At 71.0% G+C, this 14692-nt stretch carries 16 protein-coding genes; 8 read left to right on the forward strand and 8 right to left on the reverse strand.

Translation table 11 applies throughout. The annotated features are described in order from the left end of the window. Positions 1–21: 21 nt before the first annotated feature. Complete coding sequence (gene ygfZ, locus WBG79_RS06070; RefSeq protein ID WP_337356211.1) at positions 22–909, reverse strand: CAF17-like 4Fe-4S cluster assembly/insertion protein YgfZ; 888 nt, start codon at positions 907–909, stop codon at positions 22–24. Between the two features lie 142 nt (positions 910–1051). Here ygfZ and WBG79_RS06075 point away from each other — a divergent pair, with 142 nt between their 5' ends. Continuing rightward, positions 1052–2386 (forward strand): dihydroorotase, encoded by a 1335-nt coding sequence (locus WBG79_RS06075; RefSeq protein WP_337356212.1) that lies wholly within the window; start codon positions 1052–1054, stop codon positions 2384–2386. Between the two features lie 250 nt (positions 2387–2636). On the opposite strand, the gene WBG79_RS06080 is transcribed toward WBG79_RS06075, so the two are convergent. Next, complete coding sequence (locus WBG79_RS06080) at positions 2637–3248, reverse strand: hypothetical protein (protein ID WP_337356213.1); 612 nt, start codon at positions 3246–3248, stop codon at positions 2637–2639. Positions 3249–3441: 193 nt separating this feature from the next. Between WBG79_RS06080 and WBG79_RS06085 the strand changes: the two genes are divergently transcribed. Further along, positions 3442–4773, forward strand: coding sequence for a M12 family metallo-peptidase (locus WBG79_RS06085; protein WP_337356214.1), 1332 nt, complete (start codon positions 3442–3444; stop codon positions 4771–4773). Positions 4774–4917: 144 nt separating this feature from the next. Then, positions 4918–5553, forward strand: coding sequence for a LysE family translocator (locus WBG79_RS06090; RefSeq protein WP_337356215.1), 636 nt, complete (start codon positions 4918–4920; stop codon positions 5551–5553). A gap of 31 nt (positions 5554–5584) precedes the next feature. Here WBG79_RS06090 and WBG79_RS06095 read toward each other — a convergent pair whose 3' ends face one another. From WBG79_RS06095 to WBG79_RS06110, 4 genes are all read right to left on the reverse strand, one after another. Continuing rightward, positions 5585–5830: a hypothetical protein gene (locus tag WBG79_RS06095; protein ID WP_337356216.1), complete on the reverse strand. Its 246-nt coding sequence runs from the start codon at positions 5828–5830 to the stop codon at positions 5585–5587. Positions 5831–6074: 244 nt separating this feature from the next. Next, positions 6075–6497 (reverse strand): TIGR02301 family protein, encoded by a 423-nt coding sequence (locus tag WBG79_RS06100; RefSeq protein WP_337356217.1) that lies wholly within the window; start codon positions 6495–6497, stop codon positions 6075–6077. Positions 6498–6550: 53 nt separating this feature from the next. Beyond that, positions 6551–7012 carry an NUDIX hydrolase gene (locus WBG79_RS06105; RefSeq protein ID WP_337356218.1) on the reverse strand — a complete coding sequence of 154 codons (462 nt, stop codon included), beginning with the start codon at positions 7010–7012 and terminating at the stop codon, positions 6551–6553. Positions 7013–7034: 22 nt separating this feature from the next. Further along, positions 7035–7565: a hypothetical protein gene (locus WBG79_RS06110; protein WP_337356219.1), complete on the reverse strand. Its 531-nt coding sequence runs from the start codon at positions 7563–7565 to the stop codon at positions 7035–7037. Between the two features lie 134 nt (positions 7566–7699). Between WBG79_RS06110 and WBG79_RS06115 the strand changes: the two genes are divergently transcribed. Next, the gene (locus WBG79_RS06115) at positions 7700–8488 is read left to right on the forward strand and encodes an SOS response-associated peptidase (protein WP_337356220.1); all 789 of its coding nucleotides are present in this window, start codon (positions 7700–7702) and stop codon (positions 8486–8488) included. Positions 8489–8503: 15 nt separating this feature from the next. Here the strand turns inward: WBG79_RS06115 and WBG79_RS06120 are convergent, their stop codons facing one another. After that, on the reverse strand, positions 8504–9937 hold the full coding sequence (locus tag WBG79_RS06120) for an FAD-binding oxidoreductase (RefSeq protein WP_337356221.1): 1434 nt from the start codon (positions 9935–9937) through the stop codon (positions 8504–8506). A gap of 163 nt (positions 9938–10100) precedes the next feature. Between WBG79_RS06120 and fabI the strand changes: the two genes are divergently transcribed. Next, entirely contained in the window at positions 10101–10919 is an 819-nt protein-coding gene (fabI, locus tag WBG79_RS06125; RefSeq protein ID WP_337356222.1) for an enoyl-ACP reductase FabI, read from the forward strand. Between the two features lie 9 nt (positions 10920–10928). Here the strand turns inward: fabI and WBG79_RS06130 are convergent, their stop codons facing one another. Then, on the reverse strand, positions 10929–11918 hold the full coding sequence (locus WBG79_RS06130; RefSeq protein WP_337356223.1) for a GGDEF domain-containing protein: 990 nt from the start codon (positions 11916–11918) through the stop codon (positions 10929–10931). A 193-nt stretch (positions 11919–12111) separates the two neighbouring features. Between WBG79_RS06130 and WBG79_RS06135 the strand changes: the two genes are divergently transcribed. The 3 genes from WBG79_RS06135 to WBG79_RS06145 all read left to right on the forward strand — a co-directional run bounded on the left by WBG79_RS06135 (position 12112) and on the right by WBG79_RS06145 (position 14582). Beyond that, a complete protein-coding gene (locus WBG79_RS06135) occupies positions 12112–12708 on the forward strand; it encodes a histidine phosphatase family protein (protein ID WP_337356224.1) in 597 nt (198 codons plus the stop codon). Positions 12709–12867: 159 nt separating this feature from the next. After that, positions 12868–13653 (forward strand): dienelactone hydrolase family protein, encoded by a 786-nt coding sequence (locus WBG79_RS06140; protein WP_337356225.1) that lies wholly within the window; start codon positions 12868–12870, stop codon positions 13651–13653. 122 nt (positions 13654–13775) lie between these two features. Beyond that, positions 13776–14582 carry a 2-keto-4-pentenoate hydratase gene (locus WBG79_RS06145; protein WP_337356226.1) on the forward strand — a complete coding sequence of 269 codons (807 nt, stop codon included), beginning with the start codon at positions 13776–13778 and terminating at the stop codon, positions 14580–14582. The last annotated feature ends 110 nt before the right edge of the window (positions 14583–14692 follow it).

Here is a 14692-nt window from a genome sequence, read left to right on the forward strand (position 1 = left end):
TTCGGGCCCGGGAGGCGCCACTCAGTCCTCCGCCGGAGCCGGCCAGCCGAACTTTACGTAAGCCGGCAGTTCCAGAACGACGTCCACGTCGCCGGCGCGTAGCGACGCCCCGGCCGCCAGCGCGGCGGCGACCCGGTCGGTGCGGACGAGGGCGAGCCCGCGACCGCCGTCCGTCGACCCGATCTGCCCGACGGGCTTGCCCGCAGCCACGATCTCGCTCCCCGTCGGGGGCAGGGGGGACGCGTCCGCGCTTCGGGCGGCGACGACGCGCCGTCGGGCCGTGCCCCGGTGCTTCATGCGGCTGACCACCTCCTGTCCGACATAGCAGCCCTTGCCGAAGTCCACGCCGGCCAGGTCGTCCATGTCGGCGTCGTGCGGAAAGGCATCGCCGTAGGCGAAGTCGGTCCCGCCCTCCGGCACGCCGAGGGCGATCCGGTGCCGGTGCCATGAGGCCTCGTCGGCGTGCGAGCCGGGATCTGACGCGGCCAGCACCGCGTCGCGCTCCGCCGCGGTGACGATCGTCCGCCGCCCCAGCGCCGGCAGGCGCGGATCCTCGAACCCGAATCCCGGCAGGTCGACCGGACCGTCGCCCCAGGCGGCGAGCACCCGCAGGTCGCCGGAGCGGTCGGCGATCTCCACCTTGGCGCGAAGACGGTAGAAGCGGAGCCGCTTGGCGAAGTCCGCCGCCAGCCGCGCCGGCACGTCGATCAGGAAGCCGTCCGGGGTCCGGACCGCGAGGAAGTCGAACAGGATCTTGCCCTGCGGGGTCAGGAGCGCCCCGTACCGGGCGGCCCCGGGCGCCAGGCCCTCCACGTCCGCGGTGACGAGCCCTTGCAGGAACGGCTCCGCCTCCGGCCCCGTGACCGAGACCACCCCGCGGCCGGTGAGTTCGGCGATGTTCGTCGTCATACTGCCCCTCCGATGTCCGGGAAGGTAGGTCCCGCTGACGTCGGCGGCAACGAGGCGCCTGCGAAATGGGCTTGTGGCTCCGGCGGCCTGCGGGCTATCCACACCCGGAAGCAAGCGCTGCGCCAGCGATCGGGAGCCGACCATGACGGAGACCTTCGACCTCGTCCTGAAGAACGGCACGGTCGCCAACCACGACGGGGTCGGCGCCCGCGACGTCGGCATCCGCGATGGCCGCATCGCCGCCCTCGGCACGATCGACCCGAGCCGCGCTGGAACCGTGATCGACTGCAAGGGCCTCCACCTGCTGCCCGGCGTCATCGACACCCAGGTGCATTTCCGCGAGCCCGGCGGCGAGCACAAGGAGGACCTGGAGACCGGGTCGCGCGCCGCCGTCCTCGGCGGCGTCACGGCCGTCTTCGAGATGCCCAACACCAATCCTCTGACGGTCACCGCCGAGACCCTGGCTGACAAGGTGGCGCGCGGGCGGCACCGGATGCATTGCGACTTCGCCTTCTGGGTCGGCGGCACCCACGACAACGTGGCCGACATCCCCGCGCTCGAGCGGCTGCCCGGCGCCGCCGGCATCAAGGTCTTCATGGGCGCCTCGACCGGCGACCTCCTGGTCAAGGACGACGCCGGCGTCTCCGCCATTCTCGGCGCCACCCGCCGGCGCGCCGCCTTCCACAGCGAGGACGAGTACCGGCTCGAGGAGCGCAAGGGGCTGCGCGTCCCCGGCGACCCCGCCTCCCATCCGGTCTGGCGCGACGCCGAAGCCGCCATGCGCTCGACCGAGAGGCTCGTCCGCATCGCCCGCGCCACGGGCGCGCGCATCCATGTCCTGCACGTGTCGACCGCCGAGGAGATGCGATACCTGGCGGCCCATAAGGACATCGCCTCCGTCGAGGTGACGCCCCATCACCTGACCCTCTCCTCCGACGACTACGCCCGCCTCGGCACCCTTCTGCAGATGAACCCGCCCGTCCGCGACGCCGTCCACCGCGAGGGCTGCTGGTGGGGGGTCGCGCAGGGCATCGCCGACATCCTCGGCTCGGATCACGCGCCCCATACCCTCGAGGAGAAGGCCAAGGCCTATCCGGCCTCGCCGTCCGGCATGCCGGGCGTCCAGACCCTGGTGCCCGTCATGCTCGACCACGTGGCCCGGGGCCGCATGACCCTCGAGCGCTTCGTCGACATGACCAGCCACGGCCCGCAGCGCCTCTTCGGCCTCGCCGGCAAGGGCCGGCTCGCGGTCGGCTACGACGCCGACGTCACGGTCGTCGACCTGAAGCGCCGCGAGACGATCACCAACGCCTGGTCCGCCTCCCGCTCCGCCTGGACCCCCTACGACGGCCTCCAGGTGACGGGCTGGCCCGTCGGCACCCTCGTGCGCGGCCGCCGGGTGATGTGGGAGGGCGAGATCGTGACGCCCTCGACCGGCGAGTCCTGCCGCTTCGGCGAGGCGCTGGCGCGCGGCTGACCCCCGCGGACCGGCCCGATGCCCGGCTGACCGGAACCATGCGGTTTCCGTGCTGGCCGTTGTAGAATGTTAGTATTGATAAAATCAGGAATATCGCACGGCGAAATTTGCGAGGAAGCGCCTAAAATTTTATTCGAAAAGGCAAGACCTCGGTGGCGGTTCGGGCCGACCCTGGACGCGCGAAACGGACAGGCAAGCCTGCACGGGCCGCGCCCGGCCGGCGGGGGTCCACCCACTCCTTCCGGCCGGGTCAATCCATCAGCTTGAAGTAGTGCCAGGTGCCGTCGGGACCGATCCCGACCGCATAGAAGACATACTTGCCGGCGGCTTTCATCTCCTCGTAGTCGGACGACGTAACGATCTTGTAGAGCTCGACCCGCTCCGCCGGCGTGAGGTCGCCGACCGGCCTCGCCGCGAAGGACGGCCAGACGTACATCTCCTGCGGCGAGCCCGCCTTCGTGCGCGCCCAGCCCGCCTCCAGGATGTCGGTCAGGATCGCCAGGACCTCGAGCCCTTCGCCGTCGCCGGACTGGCTCTTTAGGTACTCGACCGCGTCGCCGACCTCGTTGACCGAGACGACCGGCGGCGTCTCGTTGCGCTGCATGACCGCCCTGAGGGCGGCGAGGTCGCCCGAATAGGCCGCCTCCAGGATTGCCTTGCGGGTCTTGGCGACGAGTGCCGGCAGGCCGTCCTCCCCGTGGCCGAGCTCCGGTCCGCCCGCCGCGCTCTTGCCGGCCGGGGGATCGACCTTGTCGGACGGGACCGTGATCGTCTGCGTCTCGACCTTCTTGGCCGCCGCCGCCTGCGCGGCCGGCATGCCGGCGAGGACCAGAATCAGGGCGACGAGCGTCGGTCGGACCATGTGGAAGCCCCCATCGGGATCGGGATCGCCACTCTAGCGAAGAGCGTCCGTCCCGGCCACCCCGGCGGCACCGGCCGCGGGACCGCACCGTGAGGTTAGGTTTTCGGCAGTTGCAGCAAGAGTTGAGTGAAGGCGGCGAGACTTCCTTTAACTCTTCTCCGCATCCTCCGGGGATCGTCCGATGGAGTTCCCCATGGTTCTGCGTGCCCGTTGCCAGCTGCTCGCCTTCGTGTTCGTGGCCGGCGCCCTCCTGGCCCCCGCATCGGCCGGGGCCGCCGACGGCCTCCTGCAGCCCGCCCGCGGCGAGGCCGGCGTCACCCGGTCGAAGTCGATCGTGCCCAACGCGCGCCGCCACCGCATCGTCGAGGTCGACGCGAGCGCCCTGGCGGCCACGGTCGCCCCGCTCGGCATGGACAACGACCCGCGGCGCGCCGAGAAGGTGCCGCCCGCGAGCGCCACCGTGGCGATCGAGCTCTTCCCCGACCTGGCCGTCACCCTGGAGCGGGAAGCCGTCGAGGCGGCCCCGACCGGCGGCTTCGCCTGGACCGGCCGCGCCAAGGGCAGGCGGACCGCCTTCGCGAGCCTGGTCGTCAAGGACGGCCGCATCACCGGCGTGGTGGAGACGGACGGCCGCATCTTCCGCATCGATCCCGTGCCGAACTCGGCCAACCATCAGGTGACTGAGCTCGATCCGGCGTCCTACAAGCGCGACCTGCACCGGGACCTGCCCGGCTCCGCCGACGACATGGGTCGGAAGAAGAAGAAGCCGAAGCCGGCCAAGCCCGGCACGACGACGCCGCCGACCACGACCCCCCCGACCACGTCCACCAACACCGACATCAAGGTCCTGATCGCCTATACGCCCCAGGCCGCCGCCAAGGTGTCCGATATCCAGGCGCAGGCGCAGCTCGCCATCACGCTCGCCAACGCGGCCTTCCAGCGCAGCGGCGTCAAGATCACCTACACCCTCGTCGGTACCGTGGCGGCCTCGAGCTACAACGAGACGGCCGGCAGCTACGGCGACGTCCTCGACGACCTCACCGGCGGCGCCAGCGGTCTCGCCAACGTCGCGACCCAGCGCAATGCCCTGCAGGCCGACCTGGTCTCCCTCCTCGTCGCCCGCAACGAATATTGCGGCGTGGCCTGGGTGGTGCCGGACCCGGATTCCGGCAGCGCCGCCTGGGGAACCTCGGTGGTCAGCGTCGACTGCGTGTCGAACAACACCTTCTCGCACGAGACCGGCCACAACATGGGGCTCTATCACGACCGCTACGTCGAGAGCTCGGCCCCCAATTCCGTCTACAACTTCGGCTACGTCGACGTCACGGCCCGCTTCCGGGACATCATGTCCTATCCGGACAAGTGCAGCGCGAGCCGGGTGACCTGCACCCGGATCCCGTACTTCTCGACACCGCTCGTGAACTACAACGGCGTGCCGGTCGGAATCCCGCAGGGCTCGGCCGGCGCCGCCGACGGTGTGCGCAAGCTCAACGAGAACGCCACCGGGATCGCCGGCTACCGCTGAACGGCGCGGAAGCGGCAGTCCGTCCCGGGGCGGGCTCCGCGCGATGGAATCTTGGTCAGCCCATTTTGCGGGCGCCAAGGAACGGTTGCCGCCCGTGACGCCTTGTTCTAACTCTACCCGACGGCAGGGGGAACGAGGCGGACGGTGCTCGACATCTGGCTGTTTCTGAAGGGCATCGGCATCGGCATCCTGTTCTCCGCGCCGGTCGGGCCAGTGAACATCATGTGCATCCAGCTGGCGTTCCGGCGCGGGTTCCTCGCCGGCTTCGCGGCCGGGGTCGGCGCGGTGATGGCGGACGGCCTCTTTGCCGCCATGGCGGCCTACGGCGTCACCGCCTTCGCGGACTTTGTGGTCGGCTGGTCCACCGTCTTCCAGGTCGTCGGCGGCGTCGTCCTGATCCTGTTCGGGATCGGCATCATCCGCAGTCATCCCCACCTGGACGACGGGCCCGTCAAGGCCGGCAATCCGGTCTCCACCGCGCTCGCCGCCTTCGGGATGACGATCACCAACCCGGCCACGATCCTGGGCTTCATCGCGGTGTTCGGGTCGCTCGGGGAGTTCGCGCCGGACCCGGGCGACTATCTCGGCGCCAGTGCGCTGGTCGCCGGCGTGCTGGCCGGCGGCGCCGCCTGGTGGTTCCTGGTGGCCAGCCTGGTTTCCCTGGTGAGGACCCGGATGACGGACCGCGCGCTGGAGACGGTCAACCACGGCGCGGGCGCGCTGCTGGTCCTGTTCGGCACGGTCCTGATCGGCCGCATCGCGCTCCTGCACGTGGCCTGAGGAGCGTCTCCGGCCCGGGCGGGCCTCCGCCTCACTGCCAGTGGCGCGGGATCGAGTATTCGCCGCCCATGATGCGGTCGGGCAGCCGCTTGGCGAGGTCCGCGACGGCGGCCTCGCCGTAGGCGGAGACGAGCTCGGTGAACACCGCGAAGAGCGCCGCCTGAGTCACGATCTCGTATTCGATGCCCTCGGCCGCCGCTTCCGCCATGGCGTCGCTGACGATGTCGAAGGCGGCTCGCTTCTTGTCTGCAATCGAGTCCGCCGCGTCGTCCAGCATCGGGTCACCTGGTCCTCTCGCGGGGTGTCTGGCCCGCTCCTTGGGTGGCGAATCCTTAGCACGCCCATCCGTGTCAGACTTGGTTTACCGACGGACAACGTTAAATTTCCCTAACCTTTGTATAGGAATGGTTAACGCGATCGCACACGGGCCGGTGTGTCCCGCGTGCAAGGCCGCGGGGCCGCTGCGGCAGCCCGGTTCCGGGTCTCCGACGATGTGGGTTAACGGCGCGCGCGAGCCCGCGTCAGGGCCGGCCGTAGCGCACCACGATCTCGCGCGAGATGCGGGACCCTTCGGCAAGATAGCGGTCGATGATCTCGCTCGCGGCCGGCGTGCAGGTCCGGTAGATCTCGGAGAGAGACCGATAGCTCTGGTTGAAGCGGTCGACGATTCGCCGCCGCTCCTCCGGGCCGGGATCCTCCGCGGCCAGGAGGGCGCTCATCTTTTGCCGCCAGACCTGGGGCTCGTTCGCGCCGCACAGCGGCCGCAGGTGGTGCAGCGCGCCCATGATCTCCGCCAGGCGAAGGATCTGGTCGACATAGGGCGGCTCGCCCGGCGCCGCCCCCGCAGCCGGCGTGGCGGCGAGCTCGGCCAGCCCGAGCGCCAGCAGCCCGGCCGTCCAGCCCCTGAAGCGCCTCGCCGCCCCTATGCGACGGTCGATCGCCATCCGTCTCTCTCCCGGGCCCGCCGAACCTGTCCCGCGCCGTGAATAGCCGATTTTCACGGCTGCGCGCCACCGGTCAGTCGCCGCGTCCCGAGAATATACGGGACCACGCCCGCCACCAGCGGCCTGTCCTCCAGACGGTCCGCCGCCACCCACGCGACCGCGTCGGCGTCGTCGCCCGCCCGCGCCTCCCCGGCGAGCCAGCGCGCTCCGAAGACGGCGAGGACCACGTGGCCGCGGACGCCGCCCGCTCCGTCCGGCATGATCAGTTCGCGCAGCGTGCTGAAGCCCAGGATCTCGCAGTCGACCCCGGTCTCCTCGGCGACCTCCCGCCGCGCCGCCGCCTCGAGGCTCTCGCCGAACTCCACCTTGCCGCCGACCGGGCTCCACAGTCCCTTCGACGGCTCCCGCCCGCGCCGGACGAGCAGGACCTCGTCGCCGCGCCACACCGACACGCTGACCCCGAGCACGGGCCTGCCGGCGGCCATCGCCGCGACGGTGGATTGGGATGAGGTCATGGGCGTGCCGCAGGCTCGACGTTCAGTGGAAGAGTTCGTCGATCGTATCCTGGGCATCCGCCTCGATGAAGATGTCGTCGGCTTCCGACGGGCCGGCACCGTTCACGATGCCGCTGGCCTTGGAGATGAGAGGCTTCAGCCGCAGGGAGACGAGGACGTGCAGCGCCTCGACGGTCCGCGGATCGGCGGCGTCGCCCTCCGCCAGGAGCCTCTGGGCGTCGCCCATCGCGGCATCGAGCTCGCCGACGACCGCGTCGAAGTCCTCCCGCACCCCCTCGGGCGCGGCGTGGTAGGCCGCGACGGCGAGTTCACGCTCGCGGAAATGCGCCTGCGCGAAGTAGGCGGGGTACGACAACGGCGCCCAGGCGGCGATCTCCTCGGCGCATTCCGGCATGTCCGGGATCATGTCCAGGAGCATCACGATCGTGTTGAAGTGGTTGAGATAGTCGGTGGCGAGCCGGGTCACCGGATTGATGTTGGCGGCCGCCAGCACCGCCGGCGCGAGGCGATCGGCCGGGATCCCGTCCCGCTGCGGCGCCGCCCCCCGTGCCATCGATCGCCCCCTTGCCATCCCGGTCCGACTCTCCACGATATCGGTTTCGATTTCGCTTACGTTGCGGACGGCTCCGGCGGTTTGTGACGGGGCCGGCGGCAACCTATATCGGGGATCGAGACGGGAGAGCCATCATGTGCGGCCGCTATGTCCTGACCGCCACGCCCGAGGAGATCCGGCGGCTCTTCCGCTACGCGGAGCAGCCGAACTTCCCGCCGCGCTACAACATCGCGCCGACCCAGCCGATCGCGATCGTCGCCGGCGAGGGCGGGACGCCGCACTTCCTCCTCGCCCGCTGGGGCTTCGTCCCGTCCTGGGTCGAGGACCCGAAGTCCTTCTCGCTGATCATCAACGCCCGCGCCGAGACGGCCCCGGAGAAGCCCTCCTTCCGGGCCGCCATGCGCCACCGGCGCTGCCTCGTGCCCGCCTCCGGCTTCTACGAGTGGCGGCGCACGCCGGCCGGCAAGCAGCCCTTCTTCATCCGCCCCCGCCACGGCGGCGCGGTCGCCTTCGCGGGGCTGTGGGAGACCTGGTCGGGCAAGGACGGGTCCGAGATCGACACCGCCGCCGTCCTGACCGTGCCCGCCAACCGCCTGGTCGGCCGCATCCATGACCGCATGCCCGCCGTCGTGCTGCCGGAGAATTTCGACCGCTGGCTCGATTGCCGCGGCGTCGACGTGCGCGAGGCCATGACCCTGATCGAGCCGGTTCCGGACGACTTCTTCGAATGCGTGCCGGTGTCCGAGCGGGTCAACAAGGTCGCCAACGACGACCTGCGCTGCATCGAAGGCCTCGCCGAGCCGCTGTCGCCGGACGAGCCGCAGACCGCCGAGGCGGTCGTCGAGGCGGCCGCGGAGCCCGCCCCCCGCCCCGCGCGTCCGCGCCGCGCGAAGGCCTCCAGCGGACAGATGGACCTCTTCTGACCGGCGGAGCCCCGCTCAGATGACCCGGCCCGGGTTCAGGATGCCGGCCGGGTCGAGCGTCGCCTTCAGCCGGCGCATCAGGGCGATCTCGACCGGGCTGCGCACCCCGGGCAGCAGGTCCCGCTTCAGCCGCCCGACCCCGTGCTCCGCCGCGATCGACCCGCCCATCCGGGTCGCGATGCCGTGCACGACGGCGTTCATCTCGTCCCAGCGCGCCAGGAACGCCGCCTTGTCGCCGCCGACGGGCTGGCTGACGTTGAAGTGGATGTTGCCGTCGCCGAGATGGCCGAAGGGCACCGGCCGGCAGCCCGGCACCAGCGCGCCGACCGCCGCCTCCGCCTCCGCGATGAAGGCCGGAACCGCGGCGAGCGGCACGGAGACGTCGTGCTTGATCGACCCGCCCTCGTATTTCTGCACCTCCGACAGCCCGTGCCGCAGCCGCCAGAAGTCGCGCGCCTGCGCCAGCGAGCCCGCGATCGTGGCGTCGAGCACCAGCCCGGCCGTGAGCCCGTCCTCCAGGATCGTCTCCATCAGGGCGCGCGCCTCCGCGTCCGTCGTCCCCACCGAGACCTCCACGAGGAGGTACCAGGGCGGCGCGGAGGGGAGGGGGTCGCGAGTGCCCGGCAGGTGCCTGAGGGCGAAGTCGACCAGCATCCGCGGCATGGCCTCGAAGGCGGTCAGTTGCGTCCCGGCCCGGCCCTTGGCGAGCGCCAGGAGGCTCAGCGCCGCCTCCGGCGCCTCGACCCCGACGACGGCCACCTCCTGCGCCTTCGGCTTGGCGAAGAGCTTCAGCACTGCCGCCGTGATGACGCCGAGCGTGCCCTCCGTGCCGAGGAACAGCCCCTTCATGTCGTAGCCGGCATTGTCCTTGCGCAGCGCCCGGAGCCCGTCCAGCACCTCCCCGGTCGGCAGCACGACCTCCAGCCCGAGCACGAGATCCTTGGCGTTGCCGTAGGCGAGCACGCCCGTGCCCCCCGCGTTGGTCGAGAGATTGCCGCCGATCGTGCAGCTTCCCTGGCTCCCGAGGCTCAGCGGGAACAGGCGGTCCGCCGCCTCGGCGGCGGCCTGCACGCGCTCCAGCACGACGCCGGCTTCCGCCACCAGCGTGTCGCTCGCCGGATCGACGGCCCGGATCCGGTCGAGACGGCCGAGCGACAGCACGATCTCGGCGCCGGACCGGTCCGGCACCTGCGCCCCGACCAGCCCCGTGTTCCCGCCCTGCGGCACCACCGCCGTCCCGGTCTCGCTGGCGAGCGCCAGGATGGCGGCCACCTCGGCGGTCGAGCCCGGCCGCAGCACCATGGGGGAGACGCCCTCGTAGAGGTCGCGCCACTCCACGAGATACGGCCTCATGGCGTCGGGCTCGGTCACCACGTGGCGAGGCCCGACGATCGCGGCGAAGCGCTCCAGGAGGGCGGGGGAGGGCGGGGTGCGGGTGGACTCGGTCATGGTCGGATCTTAGGAGGCCGGACCCGCCTCGTCGATGCCCGCACGGACTGCAAGATTTCGGTTACAAGACGTGATCCCGCCCTCGCCTTGCGAGGGAGCGCGGCCCTATGTCATAGGAACCCCTCGATCGGCGGCGTTGGAACGGGAACGGGGATCTGAATCGATGGCGGACGCGAAGGGTCTGATGGCGGGCAAGCGTGGCCTCGTGATGGGGGTCGCGAACAACCGTTCGATCGCCTGGGGCATCGCCAAGGCCGTCGCCAACGCGGGCGCCGAAGTGGCGCTGACCTACCAGGGGGATGCGCTCAGGAAGCGCGTCGAGCCGCTCGCCGACGAGATCGGCGCCATCGTGGTCGGCCATTGCGACGTCACGGATCCCGCGACGGTCGACGCCGTCTTCGCCGAGGTCGAGCGCCGCTGGGGCAAGCTCGACTTCGTGGTCCACGCCATCGCGTTCTCCGACAAGGACCAGCTGACCGGCCGCTACGTCGACACCACCGAGGACAACTTCGCCAAGACGATGCTGATCTCGGTCTACAGCTTCACGGCCGTCGCCCAGCGCGCCGAGCGGCTGATGACGGACGGCGGCTCGCTCCTGACGCTGACCTACTACGGCGCCGAGAAGGTCATGCCGCACTACAACGTGATGGGCGTCGCCAAGGCCGCGCTCGAGGCGTCCGTGCGCTACCTCGCGGTCGACCTCGGCAGCCGCAACATCCGCGTCAACGCCATCTCGGCCGGGCCGATCAAGACGCTCGCCGCCTCCGGCATCGGCGACTTCCGCTACATCCTGAAGTGGAACGAATACAACGCGCCGCTGAAGCGCACCGTGACCATCGAGGAGGTCGGCGACACCGGCCTCTACCTCCTCTCCGACCTCTCGCGCGGCATGACCGGCGAGATCTCCCATGTCGACGCCGGCTACCACGTGGTCGGCATGAAGGCGGTCGACGCCCCCGACATCTCGGTCGTCAAGGATTGACGGCCGCTCTCAGGCCGTCCCGCCGCCCTTGCGCGCGCTGGCGATCCGGAGCACGGGCGACTCCAGGCTGACCGCGTCCGCCCAGTCGATCTCGTCCGGCTGCACGATCTGGTCCGGCTGCAGCCCCGCGAAGGCGACCCGGTTGCGCCCCTCGCGCTTCGCCCGGTAGAGCGCCCGGTCGGCCCGCCCGTAGAGGCAGCGGAACGTCGTCTCGCCCGCCCGCGCCGTGGCGACCCCGGCGCTGACCGTGATCCGCAAGTCCGGGAAGGCCTCGAAGGCGAGGTCGGCCGCCGCCGCCCGGATCCGTTCGGCGAGATAGTCGGCAGCCACCGCGTTCGTCTCCGGCACGAAGACGAGGAACTCCTCCCCGCCGTACCGCCCCGCGATCACGCCCGCCTCCGCCAGGGCGGCGAGCATCTGCCCGACCGCCGCCAGGGCCGCGTCCCCGGCGAGGTGACCGTAGCCGTCGTTCACGCGCTTGAAGTGGTCGATGTCGACCACGATCAGCGCGATGTCGCTCTCCGGAGGACACCGCTCGAGCGTCCGCTCCAACGCCTCGTCGAAACCGCGGCGGTTGCGCAAGCCCGTCAGCGGATCGAGAATCGCCGCCTCCTCCTGGCGGATCAGCAGCCCCTCGACCGTGCGGGTCAGGGCGTCCACCGACCGGAGCAGCCGCCCCGCCTCGTCCCCGAAGCCGAGGGGGAGGGACGTCAACTCCCGCCCCGATTCGTAGGCCGCCAGGGCCTCGGTGGCCGCCGACACGGGCTTCAGGACCGCGCGGATGCCGGCGATGGTCAGGATGGTCGCGACCGCGGTGGCGGCGAGGACGACCGCCCCGAGGGTGGCGGGCGACGGGGTACCCTCGGTGTGGCCGAGGGTGGAGGCGAGCAGGGCGATGAAGGGCAGGTGCACGCCCACGAAGGCGACAGCGAAGAGCTTCAGCTTGAAGCTGCCGGGGAAGAACCGGTCCAAAAGCCCGTAGAACGTGAAATCCGCCATGTCGGCCCCGTGTCCCTGACCGCGCGATGAAACACGAAACGATTTGGAGAATCGTCAAGCGGCCGTCTAAAATTTTAGATGGCTGCCATGGGCCGGTGCCCCGACGAAATCGCGGGTGCGGGCGACGAAAGGCCGTCTGGCGGGGCGGCGCGCGTCCTGGCATACAAGGCCGATCGTCATTCGAGAAAGCCCGATGGCCGACCGCCACTTCGTTCATATCCGCCACGGCCAGACCGACTGGAACGCCGCCGGTCGCCTCCAGGGCTCCCAGGACATCCCGCTGAACGACCTCGGCCGCAGCCAGGCCGCCCGCAACGGCCGCACGCTCGCCGCCCACCTCGTCGAGATCGGCCGCGCCCCGGGGGACTACCGCTATGTGGCGAGCCCGCTCGGCCGGGCGCGCGCCACCATGGAGATCGTCCGCGCCGAACTCGGCCTCGATCCGGCCGGCTACGAGACCGACCCGCGCCTGAGCGAAGTCTCCTTCGGCAGCTACGAGGGCTACACCTACGACGACATCGCCGCCGAGGCGCCGGAGACCTACCGGTCGCTGCGCGCCGACAAGTGGCACTTCCTGCCGCCCGGCGGCGAGAGCTACGCCATGCTGCGCGTGCGGGTGGGCCGCTTCTTCGAGAGCCTCGACGGCGACGTCGTGGTGGTCTCGCACGGCGGGGTCTACCGGGCCCTGAAGTCGCTGCTCCTCGCCGTGCAGGACCCGGCGCTCGCGGAGGCCTTCGTGCCCCAGGACAGGATCTCGGTCTGGCGCAACGGCGCGGAGACCTGGATGTGAGCCGGGTACGATCCGCGGGCCTGTCAGGCATCCTTGCCCCTTGGCGCACCTGCGGCAAGGGCGATATGGTCGATCGGGGAAGAGGTCGGGAAGCGACCCGGAACGCGAAAAGGCGCGACTGAGATGTGCACCTTGGACGGATGCGGCAGCCACCGGCACATGCCGCCGATCATGGTACCCGACGATCTCCGCCGGGCGTTCCTGCGCGGCGTCGCGAGCCTGCCGCTCGCCGCCGTGCTGGCCGACCGCGCCCTCGCCCAGGCGGCCGCCCAGACTCTCGCGCCCATCTCGATTCCCGTCGCGCCGGGCAAGGCCCTCAACGGCGCCCTCGGCATCCCGGCGCAGCCGAAGGCGCCCGCCGTGATTCTGATCCACGAATGGTGGGGCCTGAACGACCAGATCAAGGCCGTGGCCGCCGAACTCACCGCCAAGGGCTACCTGACCTTCGCGGTCGATCTCCTGGGCAAGGTGGCCACCGACGCCGAGACCGCGCGCGCCCTCGTCCAGGCGATGGACCCGCAGGCTGCCACCGCCGGCCTCGCCGCCGCCGTCTCCTGGCTGCGCGGCCACGACCGCTCCAACGGCAAGGTCGCCGCCATGGGCTGGTGCTTCGGCGGCGGCTGGGCCCTCAACGCCGCCCTCGCCACCCCGGTCGATGCCACCGTGATCTACTACGGCAACGTCAAGAAGACCCCGGACCAGCTGAAGGCGCTTAAGGGGCCGGTGCTCGGCCACTTCGGCACGCTCGACAAATCCATCAACGGCGACATGGTCATGGGCTTCGAGAAGGCCATGAAGGACGCCGGCAAGGCCGACCTCCTGTCGGTCTACTGGTACGAGGCCGACCACGCCTTCGCCAATCCGACCGGCGCCCGCTACGATGCCGACGACGCCGCCCTCGCGTGGGAGCGTACCCTGTTCTTCCTGAAGAAGCATGTCGGCTGACGGGGCCGGGCCCAGGGCACGATCTTCGCGCTGACGCGTTTTCCTCTTCGTCCGGCATCCGGTGCGGCGCTCCGGTCCCGTGTCCGTCTCCCCGCTTCCGACCAGCGAATCCGGTCCCCCGCATGAGCACCGTCGACACCATCGCCGCTGAAGCCCTGGACATCCTCGGGTCCGGCCGCCAGGTCCCGCCCTTCACCGCCTCGATCGCCCCCGGGCTCGATCTCGACGCGGCCTATCGGGTCACCGCCGCCGTGAGAGCCCTCAGGGAGGCGCGCGGCGAGCGCGTGGTCGGCCGCAAGATCGGCTTCACCAACCGCACGATCTGGGCCGAGTACGGCGTCTATGCCCCGATCTGGGGCTATGTCTGGGACACCACCGTCACCGATCTCGCCGACACGCCAGTCCTGCCGCTCGCCGGCCTCGCCGAGCCGCGCTTCGAGCCGGAGATCATGTTCGGCATCGGCCGCGCCCCGCGCGTCGGCATGGACGAGGAGCAGCTGATCGGCTGCCTCGACTGGGTCGCGCACGGCTTCGAGATCGTCCAGTCGATCTTCCCCAACTGGAAGTTCGCCGCCGCCGACACGGTCGCCGCCTACGGCCTTCACGGCCGCCTCGTGGTCGGCCCGCGCGTGCCCCTGGCGCCCGGCACCGACTGGCTGCGCGCCCTTTCGGGCTTCCGCGTGGAGCTCTACCGCGACGGCGTACTCCAGGACACCGGCCACGCCCGCAACGTCCTCGACGGCCCCGTCTCCGCGCTGCGCCATCTGGTCGGCCTCCTGGCCCAGGACCCGCACAACCCTCCCCTGGCCGCCGGCGAGATCGTCTCGACCGGCACGCTCACCCGCGCCCTGCCGGTGGCGCCGGGCGAGGAATGGTCGACGCGGCTGGACGGCGTGCCCCTCGAGGGCGTCAAGGTCCGGTTCGCCTGAGCGGCGCGCGCGCCGGGACCGGGGCCCCTGGACCGAACATGTCCCTTGGACGCGCCGTCCAGACAGCTCCACGTATCCTGGAAGTCGGATCGGCAGTTACCGAACCAGCC

It is taken from the genome of Prosthecomicrobium sp. N25, assembly GCF_037203705.1.
Taxonomy (GTDB): domain Bacteria; phylum Pseudomonadota; class Alphaproteobacteria; order Rhizobiales; family Ancalomicrobiaceae; genus Prosthecodimorpha.

Coding starts and splice junctions, on each gene's coding strand:
- WBG79_RS06140 (WP_337356225.1), top strand. CDS start 12,868: ATGCCGCCGATCATGGTACCCGACGATCTCCGCCGGGCGTTCCTGCGC.
- WBG79_RS06105 (WP_337356218.1), bottom strand. CDS start 7,012: ATGACCTCATCCCAATCCACCGTCGCGGCGATGGCCGCCGGCAGGCCC.
- WBG79_RS06130 (WP_337356223.1), bottom strand. CDS start 11,918: ATGGCGGATTTCACGTTCTACGGGCTTTTGGACCGGTTCTTCCCCGGC.
- WBG79_RS06115 (WP_337356220.1), top strand. CDS start 7,700: ATGTGCGGCCGCTATGTCCTGACCGCCACGCCCGAGGAGATCCGGCGG.
- WBG79_RS06075 (WP_337356212.1), top strand. CDS start 1,052: ATGACGGAGACCTTCGACCTCGTCCTGAAGAACGGCACGGTCGCCAAC.
- WBG79_RS06095 (WP_337356216.1), bottom strand. CDS start 5,830: ATGCTGGACGACGCGGCGGACTCGATTGCAGACAAGAAGCGAGCCGCC.
- fabI (WP_337356222.1), top strand. CDS start 10,101: ATGGCGGACGCGAAGGGTCTGATGGCGGGCAAGCGTGGCCTCGTGATG.
- WBG79_RS06080 (WP_337356213.1), bottom strand. CDS start 3,248: ATGGTCCGACCGACGCTCGTCGCCCTGATTCTGGTCCTCGCCGGCATG.
- WBG79_RS06120 (WP_337356221.1), bottom strand. CDS start 9,937: ATGACCGAGTCCACCCGCACCCCGCCCTCCCCCGCCCTCCTGGAGCGC.
- WBG79_RS06110 (WP_337356219.1), bottom strand. CDS start 7,565: ATGGCACGGGGGGCGGCGCCGCAGCGGGACGGGATCCCGGCCGATCGC.
- WBG79_RS06085 (WP_337356214.1), top strand. CDS start 3,442: ATGGTTCTGCGTGCCCGTTGCCAGCTGCTCGCCTTCGTGTTCGTGGCC.
- WBG79_RS06100 (WP_337356217.1), bottom strand. CDS start 6,497: ATGGCGATCGACCGTCGCATAGGGGCGGCGAGGCGCTTCAGGGGCTGG.
- WBG79_RS06135 (WP_337356224.1), top strand. CDS start 12,112: ATGGCCGACCGCCACTTCGTTCATATCCGCCACGGCCAGACCGACTGG.
- ygfZ (WP_337356211.1), bottom strand. CDS start 909: ATGACGACGAACATCGCCGAACTCACCGGCCGCGGGGTGGTCTCGGTC.
- WBG79_RS06145 (WP_337356226.1), top strand. CDS start 13,776: ATGAGCACCGTCGACACCATCGCCGCTGAAGCCCTGGACATCCTCGGG.